Annotated in this window: 13 protein-coding genes; 8 read left to right on the top strand and 5 right to left on the bottom strand. The window is 40.2% G+C overall.

The genetic code is table 11. The features are described from left to right. Positions 1-90: 90 nt before the first annotated feature. On the bottom strand, positions 91-1,434 hold the full coding sequence (locus tag GJB62_RS26100) for an adenylosuccinate synthase (RefSeq protein ID WP_114084848.1): 1,344 nt from the start codon (positions 1,432-1,434) through the stop codon (positions 91-93). A 582-nt stretch (positions 1,435-2,016) separates the two neighbouring features. Here GJB62_RS26100 and GJB62_RS26095 point away from each other — a divergent pair. Both GJB62_RS26095 and GJB62_RS26090 read left to right on the top strand, forming a co-directional pair. Further along, a complete protein-coding gene (locus GJB62_RS26095) occupies positions 2,017-4,185 on the top strand; it encodes a PAS domain S-box protein (protein ID WP_114084849.1) in 2,169 nt (722 codons plus the stop codon). A 97-nt stretch (positions 4,186-4,282) separates the two neighbouring features. Further along, positions 4,283-5,152 (top strand): phosphodiester glycosidase family protein, encoded by an 870-nt coding sequence (locus GJB62_RS26090; RefSeq protein WP_114084928.1) that lies wholly within the window; start codon positions 4,283-4,285, stop codon positions 5,150-5,152. Between the two features lie 138 nt (positions 5,153-5,290). Here GJB62_RS26090 and GJB62_RS26085 read toward each other — a convergent pair whose 3' ends face one another. Further along, a complete protein-coding gene (locus GJB62_RS26085; RefSeq protein ID WP_245246013.1) occupies positions 5,291-7,591 on the bottom strand; it encodes a glycoside hydrolase family 10 protein in 2,301 nt (766 codons plus the stop codon). Between the two features lie 535 nt (positions 7,592-8,126). On the opposite strand from GJB62_RS26085, the gene GJB62_RS26080 reads away from it, so the two are divergent. Next, positions 8,127-9,653 (top strand): DUF1565 domain-containing protein, encoded by a 1,527-nt coding sequence (locus tag GJB62_RS26080; protein ID WP_114084930.1) that lies wholly within the window; start codon positions 8,127-8,129, stop codon positions 9,651-9,653. Between the two features lie 129 nt (positions 9,654-9,782). Beyond that, positions 9,783-10,574 (top strand): hypothetical protein, encoded by a 792-nt coding sequence (locus GJB62_RS26075; protein WP_114084850.1) that lies wholly within the window; start codon positions 9,783-9,785, stop codon positions 10,572-10,574. A gap of 28 nt (positions 10,575-10,602) precedes the next feature. Here GJB62_RS26075 and GJB62_RS26070 read toward each other — a convergent pair whose 3' ends face one another. Further along, complete coding sequence (locus GJB62_RS26070; protein WP_114084931.1) at positions 10,603-12,675, bottom strand: tetratricopeptide repeat protein; 2,073 nt, start codon at positions 12,673-12,675, stop codon at positions 10,603-10,605. Between the two features lie 281 nt (positions 12,676-12,956). Between GJB62_RS26070 and GJB62_RS26065 the strand changes: the two genes are divergently transcribed. The 3 genes from GJB62_RS26065 (at position 12,957) to GJB62_RS26055 (ending at position 14,476) form a co-directional block, all read left to right on the top strand. Then, positions 12,957-13,097, top strand: coding sequence for a hypothetical protein (locus GJB62_RS26065; RefSeq protein WP_159402581.1), 141 nt, complete (start codon positions 12,957-12,959; stop codon positions 13,095-13,097). Positions 13,098-13,161: 64 nt separating this feature from the next. Further along, positions 13,162-13,422, top strand: a complete 261-nt coding sequence (locus GJB62_RS26060) for a hypothetical protein (RefSeq protein ID WP_012407382.1) — start codon at positions 13,162-13,164, stop codon at positions 13,420-13,422. Between the two features lie 394 nt (positions 13,423-13,816). Then, entirely contained in the window at positions 13,817-14,476 is a 660-nt protein-coding gene (locus tag GJB62_RS26055) for a class I SAM-dependent methyltransferase (RefSeq protein WP_114084851.1), read from the top strand. A 364-nt stretch (positions 14,477-14,840) separates the two neighbouring features. On the opposite strand, the gene GJB62_RS26050 is transcribed toward GJB62_RS26055, so the two are convergent. Both GJB62_RS26050 and GJB62_RS26045 read right to left on the bottom strand, forming a co-directional pair. Next, positions 14,841-18,056 (bottom strand): pentapeptide repeat-containing protein, encoded by a 3,216-nt coding sequence (locus GJB62_RS26050; protein WP_114084852.1) that lies wholly within the window; start codon positions 18,054-18,056, stop codon positions 14,841-14,843. A gap of 197 nt (positions 18,057-18,253) precedes the next feature. Continuing rightward, the gene (locus tag GJB62_RS26045; protein WP_114084853.1) at positions 18,254-19,186 is read right to left on the bottom strand and encodes a pyridoxal-phosphate dependent enzyme; all 933 of its coding nucleotides are present in this window, start codon (positions 19,184-19,186) and stop codon (positions 18,254-18,256) included. Positions 19,187-19,395: 209 nt separating this feature from the next. On the opposite strand from GJB62_RS26045, the gene GJB62_RS26040 reads away from it, so the two are divergent. Next, on the top strand, positions 19,396-21,126 hold the full coding sequence (locus tag GJB62_RS26040) for a diflavin flavoprotein (RefSeq protein WP_114084854.1): 1,731 nt from the start codon (positions 19,396-19,398) through the stop codon (positions 21,124-21,126). Positions 21,127-21,340 lie beyond the last annotated feature (214 nt).

Below are 21,340 nucleotides of genomic sequence, written 5' to 3'. Positions count from 1 at the left end.
GTCCTTTGTCAGTTGTCAGTTGTCATTTGTCATTTGTCATTTGTCAGTTGTCATTTGCTAATGACCAATGACTAATGACCAATGACTAATTTACGCACTTAGCAAGGTAGCAGGTGTGCCGTCAGCCTGCAATAAAGCGCGTTTGGGCCCGTGGATGGGGTCTTCTACGATTATTGTTTGATCGCGGCTTGCTCCTAGTGAGACGATCGCGATCGGGACTTCCATTAATTCAGCGAGGAATTTTAGATAGTCCAGTGCTTGCTGTGGCAAGTCTTCCAGGGTGCGGCATTCGGTTGTTGACACTTTCCACCCTGGTAAGGTTTTGTAGATGGGGCGACATCTAGCAAATTGACGAGAACTGGTGGGGAAGTGTTCGCTACGTTGACCATCGATGTCATAAGCTACACAAACTTGAATTTCCTCTAATTCATCGAGGACATCCAGTTTCGTGAGCGCCATACAATCCATGCCGTTAATCCGCACGGCATAGCGACCAATGACCGCATCAAACCAGCCACAGCGCCGTTTGCGTCCGGTGGTTGTGCCAAATTCTGCACCGCGATCGCACAACAATTCTCCTAACTCTCCATCCAATTCCGTGGGAAATGGCCCCTCTCCCACCCGCGTTGTGTAGGCTTTCGACACGCCAATTACCCGGTCAATCATTGTCGGCCCTACCCCTGTACCAACGCAAGCCCCCCCAGCAACAGGATTAGAAGAGGTGACATAAGGATAAGTTCCATGATCTAAGTCAAGGAGCGTACCTTGTGCGCCTTCAAACAAAATATTGCGCCGTCGCTGAATCGCATCGTATATCTTTAACGATGTATCAATAACGTAAGGGCGCAAACGTTCTGCATACCCTAAATACTGCTCAATAACCTCTTGTGGATCTAGAGGCGGCAAGTTGTAAAGCTTTTCTAAAATGACGTTTTTATAATTAATCGTCCACTCTAACTGCTCACGTAGCTCATCCGGGTTCATCAAGTCTAAAACTCGGATGCCTGTACGTTCAGATTTATCAGCATAAGTCGGCCCAATGCCCCGACCTGTTGTGCCGATCTTATGGCTTCCCCGTCGTTCTTCAGATGCCTGGTCAATCAACCGATGATAAGGCATCGTTACGTGGGCTGTCTCAGATATCAGCAGGTGGTCAGTGGAAATATTTAGTTCTTTTAGTTGGTCGAGTTCTGCAATCAAAATCTGTGGATCGATTACTGTTCCACAGCCGATAATGCAATCGGTATTTGGATACAAAATACCAGAGGGAATCAAGTGTAGTTTAAAGGTCTGACCTTTAACTACAATCGTGTGTCCAGCATTGACACCCCCTTGGTAACGTACCACAACATCTGCGGAACGACTGAGTAAGTCAGTTATTTTACCTTTTCCTTCATCGCCCCATTGGGCACCTATGACAATGACGTTAGCCAAGAGCTTATATTAAGAAGTAAAGTTTCCACAAACTATAATTATTAACATGTTGATTGAATCATGTCAAGCATATTGCAGAATAACTTTAGCTGTTTTCAATGATAGGAATTATGCAAAACTACGCACAGTAGGGGTAATTCATGAATTGCCCCTACGGAAAATCAAGGTTTGGGCTATTTTTGCGTAAGTCTTTACATAGCTAAGGGCAATACCATGCGGGAAGCCGCTTTGCGTCTAGATGAATTGCCCCCTACCTAGGGATTATTGGGGGTTAATTAAAATGCCAAACATAGAATAGAGACTTTGCATCGCAACATCTCTACAAATATTATGGCTAGGCAACTTATCCGATCCAAACTGCATTGGTAACATTACTGCTCAAAATGAATTTATATTAAAAACTAGCGGATTTATTTCTGAGTATTATGTATAAATCATCATCCCAAAAAATCCAGAGATTTACGACTATAACAGATTGTAATTTCTTACCTGTGTTATTAAAATCCTAAAATATTCTCATGTATTTGTTTTTAATGTTTAATTTTAACTGATGGAGGGCATCTGCGGCAGAAAGGGCATCGCATGATCAAAAAATGGTATAGAGTTCAAAAGCTAAAAGCAATATTCGTCTTAGCATTGTCAGTTGTATTTACCAATGCTGTAGTCTCTTATAACAATACTGTTAAGCTGATTCACAACCAGCAATGGGTGATATCCTCTTATGAAGTTATTACCCAAGTTGAAAGTATCCAATCTCTACTCAAAGATACTGAAACTGCACAACGTAATTATCTAATTACAGCAGATGCAGATGATCTAAAAACTTATGTTGCAGCTTATCAACAAACTAATCACAATATTCAGATTCTTAGGAAATTAACTGCCGACAACCATCAAAAGCAGCAGTGGATTTCTTTGTTGGAGCCGAAAATTACCAGTAGGCTCAACATTCTGCAACAAGAGATTTATCTCAGACAAAACCAAGGATTTGAAGCAGTTCGGCAGCGAATATTATCTGATAAAGATAACCAAAGCAGCAAAGAAATTCAACAGCTGATTTACGACTCTTTAGAGGTAGAGCAAAAATTATTACAGCAGGGAATGCAGCAGTCGCAAGCAAGTTCCCAAAAGGCGATAGTCACATTTTTTATCGCTGCGATTGTGGATTTGGTTCTGGTGGCGCTGCTGTATGATTTGTTATGGCGTTATATCAGGCAACTTCAGCAGACGGAACTGGCCCTACGCCAAAGCGAAAACCGTTTACGAGCAGTGATAGATGCAGAACCAGAATGTATTAAGTTGATTGCTAGGGATGGCACCCTTTTAGAAATTAATGCCGAAGGGTTGGCAATGATGGAAGTAGAAAGTCCTGATGTATTGATTGGCAAACCAATTGATGCTGTAATTGTGCCAGAGTATAGAGCAGCTTTTGCCGACTTGCATAAAAGTATCTGCCAAGGTAACAAGGGGACTTTGGAGTTTGAAATTGTCGGATTTAAAGGTACTCGTCGCTACATGGAAACTTATGCTGTACCACTGCGTAACGAATCTGATGGTACATTCATTCATTTGGCGCTGATGCGAGATATAACCCAGCAAAAACAGGCAGAACAGAAAATCCGTGAACAAGGATTGCTGCTGGATGTATCAACTGAGGGGATTTTGGTACGAAATATCCACAACCAAATATTGTTTTGGAATCAAGGTGCTGAACGTCTTTACGGCTGGAAGGCTGAGGAAGTTGTGGGTAAGAATGTTTTGCAACTTTTGTATAAAGATATTTCACTACAGCTAGAAGATGCTTACTTGAAGGTGATGAATACAGGTGAGTGGCGCGGTGAGTTGCATCAACTGACAAAGGAAGGTAAAGTAATTATCGTTGAAAGTCGGTGGATACTGATCCGAGATGATCATGGACAAACTAAGTCCATTTTGAGTGTGAACACCGAGATTACGCAGCAAAAACAACTGGAAGCTCAACTTCTGCGATCGCAACGTTTGGAGAGTATTGGTACGTTAGCTGGCGGTATTGTCCACGATCTCAACAATATACTATCCCCAATTTTAATGTCAGTTCAACTGTTGCAGAAGAAATTGCCCGATTCGCAGAGTCAGCAAATACTGCAAACTTTAGAAAATAATGTGAAACGCGGCGCTAATTTGCTCAAGCAAGTATTGTCTTTTGCACGAGGTATTGAAGGCAAACGAACAATTGTGCAAATTCAGCCTTTGATGGCAGAAATTGAGCAAATTATCGCTCAAACATTCCCCAAATCGATTATCTGTCAGGCAGATATCCCTAAAAACCTGTGGTACGTTCGTGGAGACATAACTCAAATACATCAGGTGCTGATAAATTTAGTAGTTAATGCCCGCGATGCTATGCCCAATGGCGGTAGATTGAGGATTGCAGCAGAAAATCTGGTGATTGGTGAACATTCTGCCCAGATCAATATTGATGCTAAAGTGGGTTCTTATGTTGCGATCGTGGTGACTGATACTGGAATGGGGATGTCGTTGGAAGTCCAGCAACGGATTTTTGAACCGTTTTTTACCACCAAAGAGATAGGCAAAGGTACAGGTTTAGGACTTTCAACGGCGTTGGGTATCATTAAGAATCACGGTGGTTTTGTTAATGTTTACAGTCAGATAGGTAGAGGAACTCAATTTACAGTGTACTTGCCTGCCTCAACATTTAGAGACACATCTTTGCTATCTCCAGAATTGGAATCAGTTATAAAAGATGGCTAACTGATTCATTATCTAATTCAAGTTAATCACTTATTTTTCAGCTTAAAGTATTTCAACTAAATTAACTTTTTTGAGCTAACCGCAAGTGAATTTAAATGTGAGAAAAATTAAAATACTGACTTTGGGATTAATTAGCTTGGCAATGGTTTTGTGGTTTAATTTGCATTCCTCAACACCTTCAATATCAACTGTTGCATCTTCACCACCAAAAACTATCCGCTACTTCGAGCGCACTTTGCCCCAAGGCATCGCTCACATTTTGTTGATTCCAGCTAATAGCAAATTTTTGGTAACTCCTGCACTATCACAAAAGGTAGCCACAGTAGAGGAATTTGCCCAAAAGCATCGAGCTGTAGCTATCTTGAACGCAGGCTTTTTTGACCCAGCCAACCAAAAAACTACATCTTATGTTGTCATACAGGGAAAAGTGGTGGCTGACCCCAAGGAAAACGATCGCCTGGTGAACAATCCGAACTTACAATCTTATCTAGGTCAAATTTTCAATCGCACAGAATTTCGCCGCTACTCATGTGGACAGAATATTCGCTATGATATTGCGTTGCACAGTGCGTCACAGCCAGCCGATTGTCAGTTAGTAGATGCCATAGGTGCAGGGCCAAGCCTATTACCAGAAATCACTTTAGAAAAAGAAGGTTTTGTAGATAATGCCAATAAACGAGATGCACTTGGCAGCAACCAACCCAACGCCAGAACTGCCGTTGGTATTACTCGTGATGGCAGTGTTGTTTTAGTTATGGTGGCTCAAAAACCCTCGGTTCGTGCTAGTGGGATATCCTTGCCAGCACTAGCTAATTTTATGAAAACTCTTGGTGCTGATAAAGCGATGAATTTGGATGGAGGGAGTTCGTCTTCGCTTTATTACAAAGGCAAAACCTTTTATGGGAAGGTTGATTTGGAGGGAAATTCTATCAAGCGTCCCGTGAAGTCAGTTTTGCTGGTTCAGTGAGGGGTAAATAGGTTTGTAGTGAGGACTTTAGTCCTCAAATATTCAAGCACTAAAGTGCTTACTACAAACCTAGCAAAATTAATGCGATAGACTACTAGTTTTGAACATTAGGTGAGGGAACAAATTTTTACTTTCATCTTACCGACGATTGCGAAAACCCTGTCTTCCATTAACTTGGTCAAAAAGGACATCGTATTTATCAAAAAAGGCGATGCCAGTATTTACAAATGTAGGAAGTTCTGATTGTGGCGAAATACTTAAATTCCAGCGATTAAATCCGTCGCGGGTTCCTGGTGTCAAGCTGTAATCAAAAATGCCATTAATTGCTACTTTTACAGCATTCGCTGAACGTAATACTCCTGGTTTGAGCTTACCTGCTGTAGAAGCTGACTTGAATTCAGTCAAACCATTAATAGTTCCAGTATCAGTAATCATTGTGCCGTTACAAAGATTTTTAGCAGAACTCCCAGCAATAGTTAAACAAACTTTGTTCACTTGAGAGTCCCATCTGTTACCGGGTACACCATTAATTTCGCTTTGTTTATTCCAAGGAGCCATTTTGAAACCTGCTTGATTCTCAGCAGTTAAACCGAGAATTAGGCTGCCATTATTTTTATTACCACCATTTCCCGTAACAATAAATCCGTTACTCAAATTGCCTGGTAATTTTCTCAACGGATTATAGAGAAGTGACTTTTCAAAATAGTTGACACCGATAATACCGGAAAATGGCACACCATTCTTTGCTGAACAATTAGGCTTTTGGGCAGTACATTGGCGACTGGTAACAATCTGTACCGGAATGGGTTCTGCGGCGGGGAGCAAACCAAATCGGATGTTAGCATAAACTAATTCTCCCTCAATGATAGTCCCATCACTTAATACCTCCTTGATATTTTGTCCCGTTCTGCGGATAGGAGCATTACCTAAAAACTCTTTGGGAACTCGCAGCCCTGCTGACCCTGTATCTAATAAGATACGTCTTGGTTGACCATTTGCGATCGCCATTTCTAGAAAATAGCCGCGAACACGTTGACCCAAGGAAGGTTTTGTGTATAAAGGTAAGGATATGGTATCAAAAGTTGGCTGGCGGGGTATATTTTGCGAGATATCGCGTAACGCTGGATTTGGGAAAAGAGCCGCAAATGCTGACTGGCGTTGCGCTGCTGGTTCAGGCGCAATATCCCAAAGGCTTTCGTAGTAGAAAAACCCGATACCTAAACCCCGTTGTTGCGCTGCTTCTACTTGGGGCTGGATTTGTGACATGGAAACTTGGCGATTTCGTAACCCCGCTAAAATACCGATACCTGTTGGGATAATTTTTTGGGTTTCTAAAATGTCTGGGCGGGTAATTTGACCGATAAAACTTGCCAAATCATTACGGTACACCTGCATAACTAACTCATCAACAATACCCAACCGTACCCAGTTGAGCCAGTCTTGTAGTTGCACTTTATAAGCGTATTCCGAATCAACAGGAGAAACTGAGAAGATAGCGTTCGGTTTTTGAGCTTTCACGGTTTGGTAGAGGTTTACCATGAATGCAGTGATTTTATCTGCCCGCCATCTTTTCCATGCTTGGGCTTGGGGATTAGGTGGAGGAGGATTACCAGTTTCTTGAGTATATAGACTAATTGTGTATTTATCGTAACCAAAATCCACAGGCAAACTCGTATGGTCGTCAAATTGAACGCCATCAGCATCGTATTGAGTAATGACTTCCATCACGAGTTCAGTGAGCAACTTTTGCACTTCGGGGTGAAAGGGATTCAACCACGCTACTTCACCCGCAGCACTAATTGAAGTTTGAGTCCCATCCTGCTTTTGTGTCAGCCAATCTGGATGCTGGGATGCAAGTTCTGAAGTTAAGGGAACCATGAAACCAAATTCAAACCAAGGTATTGCTAGTAGTCCTTCTCTGCGGGCTTGGCTGATAATGTCTGCAATCACATCTTGTCCATCTGTTCCCTTGAAGAAAAAGGGAATACCCATTTTTTGCATGATGGCACTGGGGTAATGTGTATAGCCATCGTTCCACACCACTGGATAAACAGTGTTAAAGTTTAACTTCCGCAATTGGCTCATGGCTGCTTGCACCTTGGAGCGATTTCGAAAAACGCTAAAATCGTTACCACTGAGCCACACCCCCCGAATTTCTTGACGAGGTTGAGGAGGCAGTTGGGCAATAGCAGGGGCAAAGCTGTTGAGTAGGAATACAGCAACGAATGATATCAAAAATAATAATGCCAGCAGACGCTTCCTGAAAAGCCACCAACCTTGATGAATGAAAGGCGATGTCTGGCGACTAGCCGCAACTCTATCAGGCGCTTTACGTAACTTGCTGCGGCATAAAAGTAAGCATCTACGCACAGGGTTTAATAGTAAGTTGGTTAGAGTTGCATTAATTTCTATGCTTTTTTCCCAAAACTGAGTTGTCATTACTTCTGGCTGGTTACTAATTGCTTAAATTTCATTCCATATAAATGTTAAATTGCTACACCAGGAAAACTGATACAGTAATTTAGCTGCAAGACGCTTGACGCAGTTATAGAGTTAGTAGTGCCAATAATGGTTATGCCGAACATTCAATGCTGATTTTTGGGGATAAACCTTCTCTAACTCCTCTCTCAGATGTTCAGGGTGATAACCGTGGTCTTTTAAGGCACTTCCAGTAGAAAAACATCCCATCCCTGCGTTTGGGTGGGGGCGCAAGGTCTTGGCCCCTACAAAGATACAAATAATTTTGGATAATCTATTTTTTGGAAGTCCCTAACCTCCTGGGAATACCAAAGACCGAGATGAGAACTCGGAATGTTGCATAAGAGTCTATAACTTGTGTGTACAGATTATCTGCTTGCAAGAAAAAGTAACGTGGATACATTTTCTATACACAGTCATACTACTTTGAAAAAGTTTGCTACAAGTAGTGTTATTTATGATTGTCATAATTAAAACAATTGACTCTCAACTATCAATGGTGAACTCTACCCTCGTCGTCACACTCTATATCAACCCTATGACAGGGAATGATACCAATACTGGTTCACGGTTGAGTCCGTTTAAAAGCCTCACCCGTGCCTTAAAAATAACCAAAATCCCGACGATAATTCATCTTGAGCCGGGGACTTACAGCACTGCTAATGGTGAGGTGTTCCCACTGATTATCCGTGAAGAGACAACAGTGATGGGCAACGAAGCAAACAAAGGTGCAGGGATTGTAATTTCCGGGAGTGGCGAGTATGAAAGTCCTAGCTTTGGGATACAAAATATTACGCTGCTCTTGCTAGATGATGCCAGTCTTTTAGGTGTAACTGTCACTAATCCCTCAGCAAAAGGTACTGGTATTTGGATTGAATCGGCTGCACCTACTTTAGCGAATAATACTTTGAGGGACTGTGGGCGAGAAGGTGTGTTTACCACTGGCACTGCCAAACCCCAAATTTTAGATAACATATTTGTGCAAAATACTGCTAGCGGGTTGGTGATAGCAGGTCATAGCCAGGGAAAAGTACTGCGGAATTTATTTGAAAGAAACCCTTTAGGTATAGCAATTAGTGACTTTGCTACTCCGATGATCGCAAATAACAAGTTATCAGAAAATCGTACCGCGATCGCACTTTCTCGGAACGCCCAACCTGTGCTGCGTCAAAATCTCATTACTAAAAATACCCAAGGTGGTCTGTTAGTCAATGGCAATGCAATTCCTGATTTAGGCAATATCCAAGATTCTGCTGATAATATTTTTCGTGATAATAGTGAATTTGATTTGTATAATGCTACTAAACAAAAGCTAATTTCCGTAGGTAATGATTTGAATCCTTCTCTAATCAAGGGATTGGCAGAATTGATCCCAGCCAATCTAGTAGCGGTTAGCACAAATATATCTGAGGCTCCGACACCATCTCAAAAACTCCCCGCGCCTGTTCAACTAGATGCACATTGGGCAGAACCATTTATCCAAGCATTAGTAAGCATGGATTTAACTCATCGTTTTGCCGATGGTAGCTACCAGCCAGATAAACCCATGACTCGCGCCCAGTATGCATCTCTGGTAGCGATCGCCTTTAACCCGTTTCCCAAAATCTCAGCACCTAATTTTACGGATGTACCCAAGGATTTTTGGGCTTATAGCGCTATCCAAGTGGCGGCTAGTGGTGGCTTTGTTGGCGGATTTAGCGATCGCACTTTTCGCCCCGATCAACACGTCCAACGCCTACAGGTGATTGTCTCTCTAGTAAACGGACTGGGACTAGCAGCTGTTGATAGCGATATTTTAGAAGTATATAGCGATCGGCATACCATTCCCGACTACGCCCGAAAAGCCGTAGCCACTGCTACACAACAAAAAATCATCGTTAATTACCCAGATCCCCAACTACTTGCACCTTTACGTCTAGCAACACGTGCCGAAGTTGCAGCAATGGTTTATCAGGCATTAGTTGCCATTGGGCGAACATCTGCGATTAAATCATTCTATGTAGGGTTGCATTCTAGAAGTTGACAAGTAGAATAGGAAACACTGCTTATCTGCTTTGTACTCTTGGAAAAAAACCATGTAGTTAAAAGCACGCTAGGCTAATATGCGATGGGTGAAGAATCTTAAGACCTATTGCCGAAAGCTAATAGCCCCATGTTAACAACACTTCCAGATACTTCTGCCAACTTGGCGATCGCTTTATTAATTAATTATAGTTTTGATCTCAGTGGCTATAGTGCCAATGAGCTAGTTGAACGTTGGCAAACGCAATACCCACTGAATTGGCTACACCTGGCAGTAATTGAGGCACTATATCAAGGCCGTTATAAAGCAGTTTCGGTGCAGCAAATTTTAGTATTTTGGCAGCGCCGGGATCAGGCTACATATCATTTCAATATGGAATTTGAACGCATGATTTGTAGCAAATTTCCCCAAAGCTTAACCTCATCGCCTGCTCCCAGCCTACCGCTAGCCAAGAAAAACCCCATTGTAGAGAGAGTCACGAGTCCTCAACTACCACCTGCGAAGATTCGTAATGGCTATCAAAAAAGCAATACTGCAACTCTACAACTGAAGAGTTACGAACAAAAGACATCTTTAGATGAAGAAGTCAAGGAGGAAGCTAGGGACAATAAAACTGTTCTCAAATCTCCCCTTTCGGGAAAATTTGCTTCTTCGGCAACCCTTCAGCTATCCTCTGCTGTTAGCCAAAGGCAAACTTTACAAGAAAGTTCACCACCTCCCCCATCACCAAGCTACCCTCAACGACAGCCAAAACTGCTGCCGCCTGCTGCTATTCATGCCCCGATTGGGCAATTTACCCCAGAAAAAAGCGATCGCTCTGATTCTTTTACATCCAAACTCAAAGCGATGTCTAGCGAACCAAATCCGCCAGATGGGGGAGTAGGGGAGCAGGGGGAGCAGGGGGAGCAGGGGAAGTATTAATGACAAATGACAAATGACGAATAACTTTTCACTCTGCAACTAACTGCTTAAAGCGCTCATCATCGGCAATATCATCAAAATCTAGGTCAGTTGCTGCGTCTTCTTTATACCTGGGATCAAGTTCAATTGCTTGTTTCAGAGTTTCCAGAGATAGTTCAACTTGTCTTTGCAGTGCGTAACAGGCTGCTTTGTTGTAATAGGCACTGGCATAATCTGGCTTAATTTCTAAAGTTTTGTTAAAACTAGCGATCGCTTCATCATCGCGTCCCAATCTTACCAAGGTATAACCGCGTTTATCCCAGATTTTGGGAGAATTAGGTTGGAATTCCAGCGCTTTATCAAAAGACACTATTGCCTCTTCGTATTTTTCCAATGCTACGAGAGAAAGACCGCAATTTAACCAAGCGACTGCATCATCAGGCTTGATTTGTGTAGCTTTCTCAAATGAAGCAAAGGCTTGCTGATGCTGTTGTAATTTCCCAAAAGCAACGCCGCGATCGCACCAAGCTTGATGGTAATCTGGTTGAATCTGGATAGCTCGATCGTAGGATGCGATCGCATCTTTATAGCGTTTCAGCCTTCCGAGAGTTAGACCTCGTTTTAACCAAGCCACAGGTTCATCAGGTTGAATTTTAACCGCTTGGTTGTAAGCTGCGATCGCATCTTCATAGCGCCTTTTAGAAAACAGCTCATCTCCCTCTTTTACATACTCTTCAGCAGTCAATTCTGGTTGTTGTGGCTGTTCCTCTATTTCTTTTTCTTCCTTAACTTCATGATTCACCGCCTCTAAGATAGATTCAGGTGTAATTTCAGTTAGTTCTTGAAGAATAAGATCCTTTCTTTCTTCGGCATCCAATTGTAAGTCAGAGAGTTGAGAGACAAACTCAGTTTCTAATCTTTCTAACTTCTCCAAAATGAGAATTTTTTGTTGTTGAGCATTCCATTGTAATTCTGAAAATTGTGAACTAAATTCAGAACCAGCTTTTTCTAAATTCTCAATAATTAACTCTTTGCGCTTTTGAGCATCTAATTGTAATTCAGATAGTTGTTCAGCAAACTCTAACTGCAATGCTGATAAACTTTCAACAATTTTATTTTTTTGCTCCTGAGCATCCGCCTGTAGTTCTGATAACTGAGATTTCAACTCATTATCTAATTTTCCTAAACTCTCAAATGCAATCTCTTTTCTGTGGTGAGCATCTACCTGTAATTCTGATAATTGATCGGCAAATTCTGATTGCAATTTAGCCAAACTTTCAAAAACTATATTTTTTTGGTTTTGAGCATCAGACTCCCATCCGGAAAGTTGACTTATGAACTCAGACTTTGAGCCTTCTAAATCAGCCAATGCTAGTTGCTGTTGTTGTACACCTAACTTTAAATTAGACAATTCTTGTGACAGAACGGATGCTAAATTTCCTAGATTTTCCAGCGCTACATCTTTTTGTTGTTGAGCATCAACCTCTAATTTAGATAAAACAGAAGCAAAATTAGACTCTAAATTTTCTATATTTTCTTGAGATTTTTTGAGTTGAGTTTCTAATCTACTTAATACCTGTGATTTAGCTAAATCTAGTTCCGATGTCAGGGTAGATAAATTTTCTTGCTCTCTTTTAATTTTTTGTTGTAAACTAACCGTTTCTTGTTCTAGCTCATAATTTATTTTTTTAGCATCTTGAATAACATTTTCAGCCTCTTGCTTAACAGTGGATAGCTGATTTTGTAATTTTTCCATTCCCTGTAATTGTTGCATCGCTCTATCAACAATTTCACGGATTACCACCCGTCGCAGTAGCCAAAATAAAGCAATGATTGCGACTGGAAATAGGCTTAATATAACTAGCCAGACATTGAGTAAAATAGTTGTACGACTAAAAGCGCTATTAAAATCAGATTGGACTTGCTGTTGAATTCGCTTTTCTGCTCGTAGTCGTGTTAATTCTTCCCGTTCCTGATTCGACAATACCGAAGTCTGGGTTAGTGCTGGCGAAGGTGATGGTGCAGATTGCCCATTGGCAATTCCAACGGATAATAGTAAGGGTAAAAAAACAATAGTACTTTTTACAATTAAAGCGAAAACAGCTTGATTTTTGCTCTTCATAACAACCATTTTCAGTCTGTTGGTCAGTTTTTGAAGCGGCGTGCCTCTTTCCAATCTATAACAGAATTAAGTAGTGAAATGTTGTAGAGATACTGGGAAATTGTGAATAATCCTTAACTAATCTATTCCCTCGTCTCTTCGTGTACATAAAACTTTAGTGCTGGGGTGCAGTCAAGTTTTTAACATTATTTTTTGTGAAGTACTATTATAACATTACTAAGGTCAAACTACTGCCCAAGACGACGAAAACTAAAGCAACACAAATAATAATTTATTAACCTATGGAAGACAGATTGCAGGAGTATCAAGGCTTTCTTAGACCATATACCGAAATACCTTCGGATGTTGCTACAGATGCTAGGGTGTTGAAACTGGAATTTGCACCTATAGGTGAAGTGTCAGATGTGCGTACTTCGCACTAACATTAGATTATCTAAGATAAAGAGATTACTTGTTCTCAAATTTACTTAACAAAGGCGGTAGAAAATGGGTAGGCTAAATCCTTATACACTGCAATTGCAGATTACGCGAATGTTTGAGCAAGGGCAATCATTTTTTGCCACAACCAAGGTACAAGAATGGTTGAAAGAACGCAAACATAATCCAGAAGATTATGACATTCTTTTCCATAAAAAACCCGCACCTCCAGGTTCAAAAGAAGTGATGGTAGTGGAAATCGAATTACGCCGCAAAGATGGACAACCTGTAGATCCTTGGTTACAGGAACAAGCAAATCTTCATGCCTAATTTTATCAACTAGCATTTAATTCATATTACCTTAACAGAATTTACTAAAAGATAGCGTTCCGCAATTTGGAACGCTTTTTGCTATTTTTGTATTTATAAATTATTTATAAAAAGAAATTAACCGCAGAGGCGCAGAGAACGCAGAGAGAATAATTGGACGTTTTGACGGCTCATTCGTTTAGGATTGCTATATATAGGCAAATTCTACTTCTGCTTCTGCACTTTTTCTATTTCTGTGGTAGGTTACGGGAAGTCGCTACGTATGTATATTAATCAAAATCACCCAATCAGGTGAATCACATGGGTGAGGTACAAGAAACATAGATTATCGTACCTTAAGACTATAAATAGTTGCTTGTTGCAATAATTTATAGCCTCAAATTTTAGGAAGTAGATGATGACTGTAAACCCAATTATTGGAGATTCACCAAACCAGATTTATGCCAACTTTGGTAAACGTTTCTTTGCCTGGATGATGGCTCAAAGTAGCAGCACGTATGATAATATCGTCGGCGAGCGCAAACGTTCTCTTTTTGCAAATCTCCAAGGTAAAGTGTTAGAAATCGGCCCAGGAACAGGCCCTAACCTACCCTACTACCCTAAAGATATCCACTGGATAGGAATCGAGCCAAACCCTCACATGCACTCCTATCTTCAAAAACAAGCTAAAAAACTAGGCTTAAACATCGACCTTAGAATTGGTAATGCTGAATGGTTAGATGCTGAAGATAACAGCATAGATACTGTTGTTAGTACCTTAGTTTTGTGTTCGGTGCCGAATATAGATTATACATTACAGGCAATTTTAAGAGTACTCAAACCAGGTGGACGCTTCTTATTTATTGAACACGTTGCTGCACCTAAAGGAACTGTATTGCGACAAGTACAAAGCGCAATTCGTCCGATTTGGAAAGTGATAGGTGATGGTTGTCATCCAGATAGAGAAACTTTAATTGCTTTAGAAAATGCTGGTTTTTCTAGGGTTAATTATGAGCGATTTGATGCACAATTGCCGATTGTCAGTCCTCATATTATTGGCGTAGCAACAAAGTAAGATAACTTTTTTTATACTAATTAAAAAAAGTTATCTTACTGAATTTTAATCATAAATTAACCTGAGTTCGAGTTAAGTCAGCAGCTAAAAACCTTATTCCGTAAGGATTGAGTAAAAACCTAAATGACAAGAGAAGCAATTAAAGAACAATCATTTTGTCAATAAGGTTGATAAATGAAATTATTCTCAATAAAGTATATTATTGAGAATAGATGAAAACAGAGCTTCAAACTAAACAATGAAGAATCAATGGTTTTGAGGATTTCTTATCCCGAACTCAGGTTAAATTAATATGTAAATCTGCACAATTGGACTTCGTTTGTATAAACCTAGATTTTTCAACTCACAACAATTCATCAAAGTCTTATTCACCCTTATTGTGTCTTAAACCGAAGTTTAGCTCCTTATCATTGTGGGGATTGTAAGAAGTATTAGGTAGACTAATAGCGCCTAATATTTTTAATATGTAAATTTCACGTTCACCAAGTCCTATCGCTCCTGTAAAATCTGCATAATGCCAAGGTCTTAAACAACTTGTAGCTTCATCAACAGGTAAATTTAGACCAGTTTTTAGTTCAAGATAAATATCTTCACCTTCAACAGTCAGAATATTAAGAACTTCTTGATTAACTTCCCAATTTAAAATGTACATTGATTTAATTATATAGTTCCATTCTAATAATTTATTTTCTTCATAAGCAACTACTATTTCATTCTGTTTAACTTTAAAAAGTAAATTTGGTCTATCCGAATGATTAACCTCATGAGGATAATAAAAACAAATAGCTGGTGTATCAGTATTAAAATTAGTTAATAATGAAGATATTTTATTTAAATTTATTCTTGAAATATGGCCGAAGAAAAAGTCTCTCAGCCTCAAATGGCTTAAGTTACTATTTCGTAGGGTAGCATCTAACATTATAGATTTTCTATCAAATCTAGCATTACTTAAATCAGCATTATCTAAATTACATTCTGTGAGATCAGATTCAGAAAAGTTTGCATACCTTAAATTTGCACCAGATAGATTTTTTCCTCTCATACTAATAGGATCATATTGCACTAAAAGGCTAGCAACATTACCACCAACTATACCTACTTCTTGTGAAGTTTTATCACAGGTTTCTGTAATTAGAGTCAATAATCTAGCCTTGACCTTTTCCTTGTCAGGAGAAATCATATTTCCTATCAATTCAAAGATGGCATTATTCAGTCTTATCTTTACTACCTTGTCATGATTATTACTAAAAAAGTCTGTATTTAATGTTTCTTTACCCACAGTTTCTGCTAGTAATTCTATTTTTTCAGGAATAAACTCTTGCAGACATAAAATAGGTTTAATATTGCCATTCTCATCACATTCCCGCCGAAAATAAGATGACCAAGTATAGTCAGATGAAACACTATAATTTAAGTGAGATTGTGCTTTTGCTAAGTCAGTAAAGTCAGGAGCTATAACTCCTAATTCAGCAGCAAATTTGTAGGCGACAAAAAACTCTAAAAGGGAGCGATGTGCTGGTGAATAGTCACCATCTGCATTACGGATGAGCATAGTCTGACCCATCATGTCAAAATGCCAGTGGTCTAGATATTTTTCCTCCTGTACGGCATGACCAAAAAGACGGCGTATCCGATCGGGGAAAAGTCGGTAGTTAAGACTCATCTGATCAGTTGACAGCATCTCCCACGACAACTCACATAGAAAATAGAGTTTATCAGCTAATGAAGTAAAAGTACGCTCTGCCTTGATATCTCGCTCCATCTTGTTGCGTACAGCATAAAGATAAATACGTGACATATCTACTGGATTTCCTGCTTCAATATCAGGTAGAGCTTCTAGAATTAGTTCAGTCATCACTGGGCGACGGGCTAAGTCTAGGAGTTGGGGATTTTCCATTATCTGTTCAACAGTGGAAACTCCTGCTCGAAATGATAGCACCTGACGAATTTGGTCATCGTTGAATTTCTCTAGTTCTAGCACCTCAAATTGTGGAGGTTCACCAGTGAGAGCAGAAGTAGAAGCTTCTAATTCTGCATTTAGTAAAGCTCGACCATCTTTAGCTTCTGGAAAGTGTTCTGTTCGGCAGGTAAGAATTGCTTTAGAACCAGGTACAACAACCCTAGCTAACTCCCAGAAGTTATTAATCATCTTTTGGTTATCTACCCGATCTGCCATTTCATCAAATCCATCAAAGATGAGTAGTAATTTCCCCATCCGGTTGAGTTGCTCAAATACAGAGTAACCAAGAATAGGAATTTCATACTTGCGAAAAAAGAACTCTGAAAACAAAGACTCAACACTGACTGCTTTAGCATAGTCGCGTAAAGGAATAACCAATGGAATCCGAGGTCGCTCACTTTTCCGTTCTTTGGCATCACGATAGCGTTGTAGAGCAGTCCAAGCATAGTGCAAAGTCAACCAAGTTTTGCCAGTGCCAAACTCACCTAGTATTGAGATATGCTCTTTAGCCCGATCGTTTAGCCAGTGATCGATGTAGCCTTCAATCCAACCATCATCTGCGTTGTATCGACTAACCCCTAGTTTTTCTTGAGTAATAGGATCATATTCTTCTTTAATACAAGCAAGAGGAACATACATTCTGTCAATACCCTTACGCTTAACCTCAGCTTCTAGCCAGTCTAGGTATTTGCTAAAGTCAGCCTGTTCATCTAGTAGTTCGTCAAAGGTATAGCAGAAGATATCTTGATTTTCTTCCTTTTTCACTTCATTGCGAGCTGCTGGACTAATCCTCCGAGCAGAGACAAGCCAAGCTTCTTTCGTCTTATGCTCATCTAAAGCTTTTCGTAAAGATTGAACATCACTTAGCCCTCCTTCACGCTCAACACCACGTACAAAGATGCGGTCATATCCTCGCCGTGCTGGAATATTAATGATCCACTCAAAAAATTTCTCTTCTTCTACTTTATAACTATCAAACTTGTATCCTATAGTTTCAAACCACCCCCTCATTTGCTGTGCTAATATAAATATCGCAATTTTTTCATTCTTTGACTCATCTGCTGGCTGAAGTTTTTGATAAGTTTGTGACTGTATAGCTAACTCAAGTAGAATTTCCTTTGGTTCTTTTAGCTTAGATAACTGCTCTTGAAGAACTGATAAATTTCGATTTATAGCGTCAAGCTTTCGATCTCTTAAAACTTCTGATGGTTTGCGTGTGCTGTTGGCAACCTCAATAAAAGCCATAGCAAAAGCAGCATATTCTGGAAACGGGTCAATACCAAGTTTTTTGATTTCATCACCCAAGGCATACCCATCTATAAAATCTTGACCTTTTTTGATGAATATTAAAGGGTCATTCTGTTCAAATGCTTCACGGAAAGCTTGCTTAATTTCTTCCTGCCGAAATAATTCTAGAATTTCATGTGGTTTTCCAACCCCGTACTGTACAAGAGTATAGACATATACACCCGAGAAATCAGCAGGTGGATACTCATACTTAAGGTTCAGTTTCTTTAATAATTTAATTACAGCCTCTTTACGCTCGAACTTGTTTTTTATAGGAGTAGCCGCCATACTAGCAATTGCTGTGATTGCTTTCGATAATAGGTCTACAGTCATAAATCTTATCTAGATACAGATGATTAAGGTGAACCAATATTGGTAGCTAATATGCTACAGAATTATAGACTTTCAGGGTCTTTCCGATATAGGAATTGGACAATATATGGAAGCTATATTGCAGTAAAAATCTATACTAACAAAGTGTTGTGGAATTTGTTAATAGGTTTGAGTAAGCTAATTGCCTACTTTTTGCTCTACCATCTTTTCAGCCGCTCTTCCATGCCAACATTGCCCTGTAAGCCTCCTGTGTGTATGAGCAGCAACGAATCGCCTTTACTAAAAAATCCCTGTTTTAGTAAATCCATTACTCCGTAAAACATTTTGGCGGTATATACGTAATCGAGGGGTATGCCATGTTGCTCCCTGAACTGTTGGCTGAACAGTAGTAACTCATCGTTCACCTTTGCATAGCCGCCAAAATGGTAATCACATACCAATTCCCAGGAAGCGGGAGAGTTAGATGGTGCGGGTAAATCAGAGGCGAGGTAATTTGTCAGCAGACTTTCAATTTCTTGTGCAAGAAATGAGCCATTTTTCAGAACGGGAAAAGCGATCGCTCTTTGTCCTTGATGCAATGAAAGGGCAATACCAGTCAGTGTGGTAGCTGTACCACAGGCTACGCATATATGATCAAATGCGTAGACGGCATTATCAATGATCTCCATACAGCCGCGCACACCATTTAAATTACTCCCACCTTCGGGAATGATAAACACTTCACCGAAGCGTTGTTGCAGATATTCCTCTATCACTGGTGTGTTGCGCTGTCGATACATTTCGCGGTTCATGTACACAAGCTGCATACCCTGTTGTACAGCAAAACTCAGCGTCGGGTTTAGTGGTAGTCTCTCCTCCCCACGAATTACGCCGATGGTACGAAAACCGAAAAGATTACCAGCCGCCGCAGTTGCATAGATGTGATTGGAATAAGCGCCGCCAAAAGTAAGCAGTGTTGTGAAATTTTTCTCCTTGGCCTCCAAAAGATTGTATTTCAGCTTGAACCACTTATTGCCGTTAACCCACGGGTGCATGAGATCCAGGCGTAGTACATACAGATCAACACCAGCGCAATGGATGATTTCGCTGTTGATTTGTTGTATGGGAGGAGGAAAAAATATTAACGACATGCCAAACCATTTTAACTGATTATTTACATTTTCTCACATTCATTATTGATGATAAACATTGAGAAATTTCAATGGTAAATCAATCTAAATAATGAATAAAACTTTCTGATGATTAGCTTTAGAAATTGGCATTTTACTAATTGAGTATTTCAGGTAAATATAAGAGACATAACGCTCGCTTCATATAACAATCTTTTTGGAGAAAACAAATGGTTGCACTCATACAGCCCACTCAAGTTACTCCCAACCCAGGACGTTTGACAGTAGAAACTGTCGAAATTGCTTCTCAAACAACTGCTATTCGTTGTCTAGACTGGGATAGAGAACGTTTTGATGTCGAGTTTGGTTTACGGAATGGTACGACTTATAATTCTTTTTTAATTCAAGGAGAAAAAGTTGCCTTAGTTGATACATCTCACCGAAAGTTTGAGCAACTATATCTTGAGATACTGGTGGGATTAATTGATCCGACTAAAATAGATTATTTGATTATTAGCCATACGGAACCAGATCATAGTGGCTTAGTAAAAAATATTTTGCAACTAGCTCCCTCAATTACTGTTGTTGGTGCTAAGGTAGCTATTCAATTTTTAGAAAATATGGTTCACCAGCCCTTTAATTCAAGGCAGGTGAAAAGTGGAGAGCGATTAGATTTAGGCAACGGACACGAATTAGAATTTATCTCTGCACCTAACTTACACTGGCCTGACACAATCTTTACTTATGACCACAAAACTAGCACTCTCTACACCTGTGATGTGTTTGGGATGCACTACTGTGATGACCACACTTATGATGAAAATATCACCTTACTTGAGGAAGATTTTCAATATTATTATGATTGTCTTATGGGTCCCAATGCTCGGTCTGTTTTGGCAGCTTTAAAGCGGATTGAAAAGTTAGAAATAGGAACAGTTGCTACGGGACATGGGCCTTTATTACAACACTATATTCCAGAATGGCTCGGACGGTATCAAAACTGGAGTTTAGAACAAGCAAAAACAGAGACTCTAGTGGCTCTATTTTATGTTGAAGATTACGGCCATAGCGAGCAGTTAGTCCGTACCATAGCTCATGGATGTGCGAAAACAGGCGTAGCAGTGGAATTATTTCCTCTCAATAGTTCTGAACCTCAAGAAGTTCGAGAATTAGTTGCACAATCTTCTGGTTTAGTAATTGCAATGCCACCCCAATCTTCGGTGATGGCTCAAGCTTCTTTAAGCACTATTTTAGCTGCTGTTCACAAAAAGCAGTCAATTGGTTTATTAGAGTCGGGAGGTGGAGAAGATGAACCTATTTATCCTTTACGCAATAAGTTTCAAGAACTGGGATTAACTGAAGCCTTTCCACCTATTTTAGTTAAAGAAATTCCTACCCAAGCAACGGAACAGCTTTGTGATGAAGCGGGTACAGATTTGGGTCAATGGTTGAACCGCGATCGCACCATTAAACAAATTAAATCCATCAATACGGAGCTAGAGAAGGCTTTAGGGCGTATTAGTACAGGTTTATACATTATCACCGCCAAAAAAGGAGAAATTCAGAGCGCAATGTTTGCTTCTTGGGTGACACAAGCCAGCCTTGAGCCTTTAGGAGTTGCGATCGCAGTATCCAAAGATCGAGCAATTGAATCTTTGATGCACGTTGGCGATCGCTTTGTTCTAAACGTTTTAGAAGAAGGCAAATATCAAGGATTAATGAAACATTTCCTCAAGCGTTTCGCTCCTGGTGCAGACCGATTTGCTGGAGTGAAGACATATCCAGCGAACAATGGATCGCCCGTTTTAGCTGAAGCCCTAGCTTACATGGAATGTGAAATCACTAGCCGCATGGATTGTGGAGATCATTGGGTAATTTATAGCACAGTCCAAACTGGAAGGGTTTCCAAGTTAGATGCACTTACCGCCGCGCATCACCGCAAAATTGGCAATCATTACTAATTTGTCATTTGTCATTGGTCATTGGTCATTTGTCTTAGAGGTTGTTTGAAAAGTCCTCTTCTCGGTAACAAAAAGTTTTAGATCCCCCTAAATCCCCCTTAAAAAGGGGGACTTTAATTCCAGTTTCCCCCTTTTTAAGGGGGGTTAGGGGGGATCAACAAGTACCTAAAATCACAGCTAACTACTTTTAAAACAACCTCTTAGGCTCCTCTGC

The sequence above is a fragment of the Nostoc sp. ATCC 53789 genome, assembly GCF_009873495.1.
In the GTDB taxonomy this organism is placed as follows: domain Bacteria; phylum Cyanobacteriota; class Cyanobacteriia; order Cyanobacteriales; family Nostocaceae; genus Nostoc; species Nostoc muscorum_A.
This window is presented reverse-complemented; position numbering and strand designations above follow the sequence as displayed.

Bases quoted from the DNA above. Each gene is read 5' to 3' on its own strand.
- GJB62_RS26095 (WP_114084849.1), top strand. From the start codon at position 2,017: ATGATCAAAAAATGGTATAGAGTTCAAAAGCTAAAAGCAATATTCGTC.
- GJB62_RS26085 (WP_245246013.1), bottom strand. From the start codon at position 7,591: ATGACAACTCAGTTTTGGGAAAAAAGCATAGAAATTAATGCAACTCTA.
- GJB62_RS26080 (WP_114084930.1), top strand. From the start codon at position 8,127: ATGGTGAACTCTACCCTCGTCGTCACACTCTATATCAACCCTATGACA.
- GJB62_RS26075 (WP_114084850.1), top strand. From the start codon at position 9,783: ATGTTAACAACACTTCCAGATACTTCTGCCAACTTGGCGATCGCTTTA.
- GJB62_RS26070 (WP_114084931.1), bottom strand. From the start codon at position 12,675: ATGAAGAGCAAAAATCAAGCTGTTTTCGCTTTAATTGTAAAAAGTACT.
- GJB62_RS26065 (WP_159402581.1), top strand. From the start codon at position 12,957: ATGGAAGACAGATTGCAGGAGTATCAAGGCTTTCTTAGACCATATACC.
- GJB62_RS26060 (WP_012407382.1), top strand. From the start codon at position 13,162: ATGGGTAGGCTAAATCCTTATACACTGCAATTGCAGATTACGCGAATG.
- GJB62_RS26055 (WP_114084851.1), top strand. From the start codon at position 13,817: ATGATGACTGTAAACCCAATTATTGGAGATTCACCAAACCAGATTTAT.
- GJB62_RS26050 (WP_114084852.1), bottom strand. From the start codon at position 18,056: ATGACTGTAGACCTATTATCGAAAGCAATCACAGCAATTGCTAGTATG.
- GJB62_RS26045 (WP_114084853.1), bottom strand. From the start codon at position 19,186: ATGTCGTTAATATTTTTTCCTCCTCCCATACAACAAATCAACAGCGAA.
- GJB62_RS26040 (WP_114084854.1), top strand. From the start codon at position 19,396: ATGGTTGCACTCATACAGCCCACTCAAGTTACTCCCAACCCAGGACGT.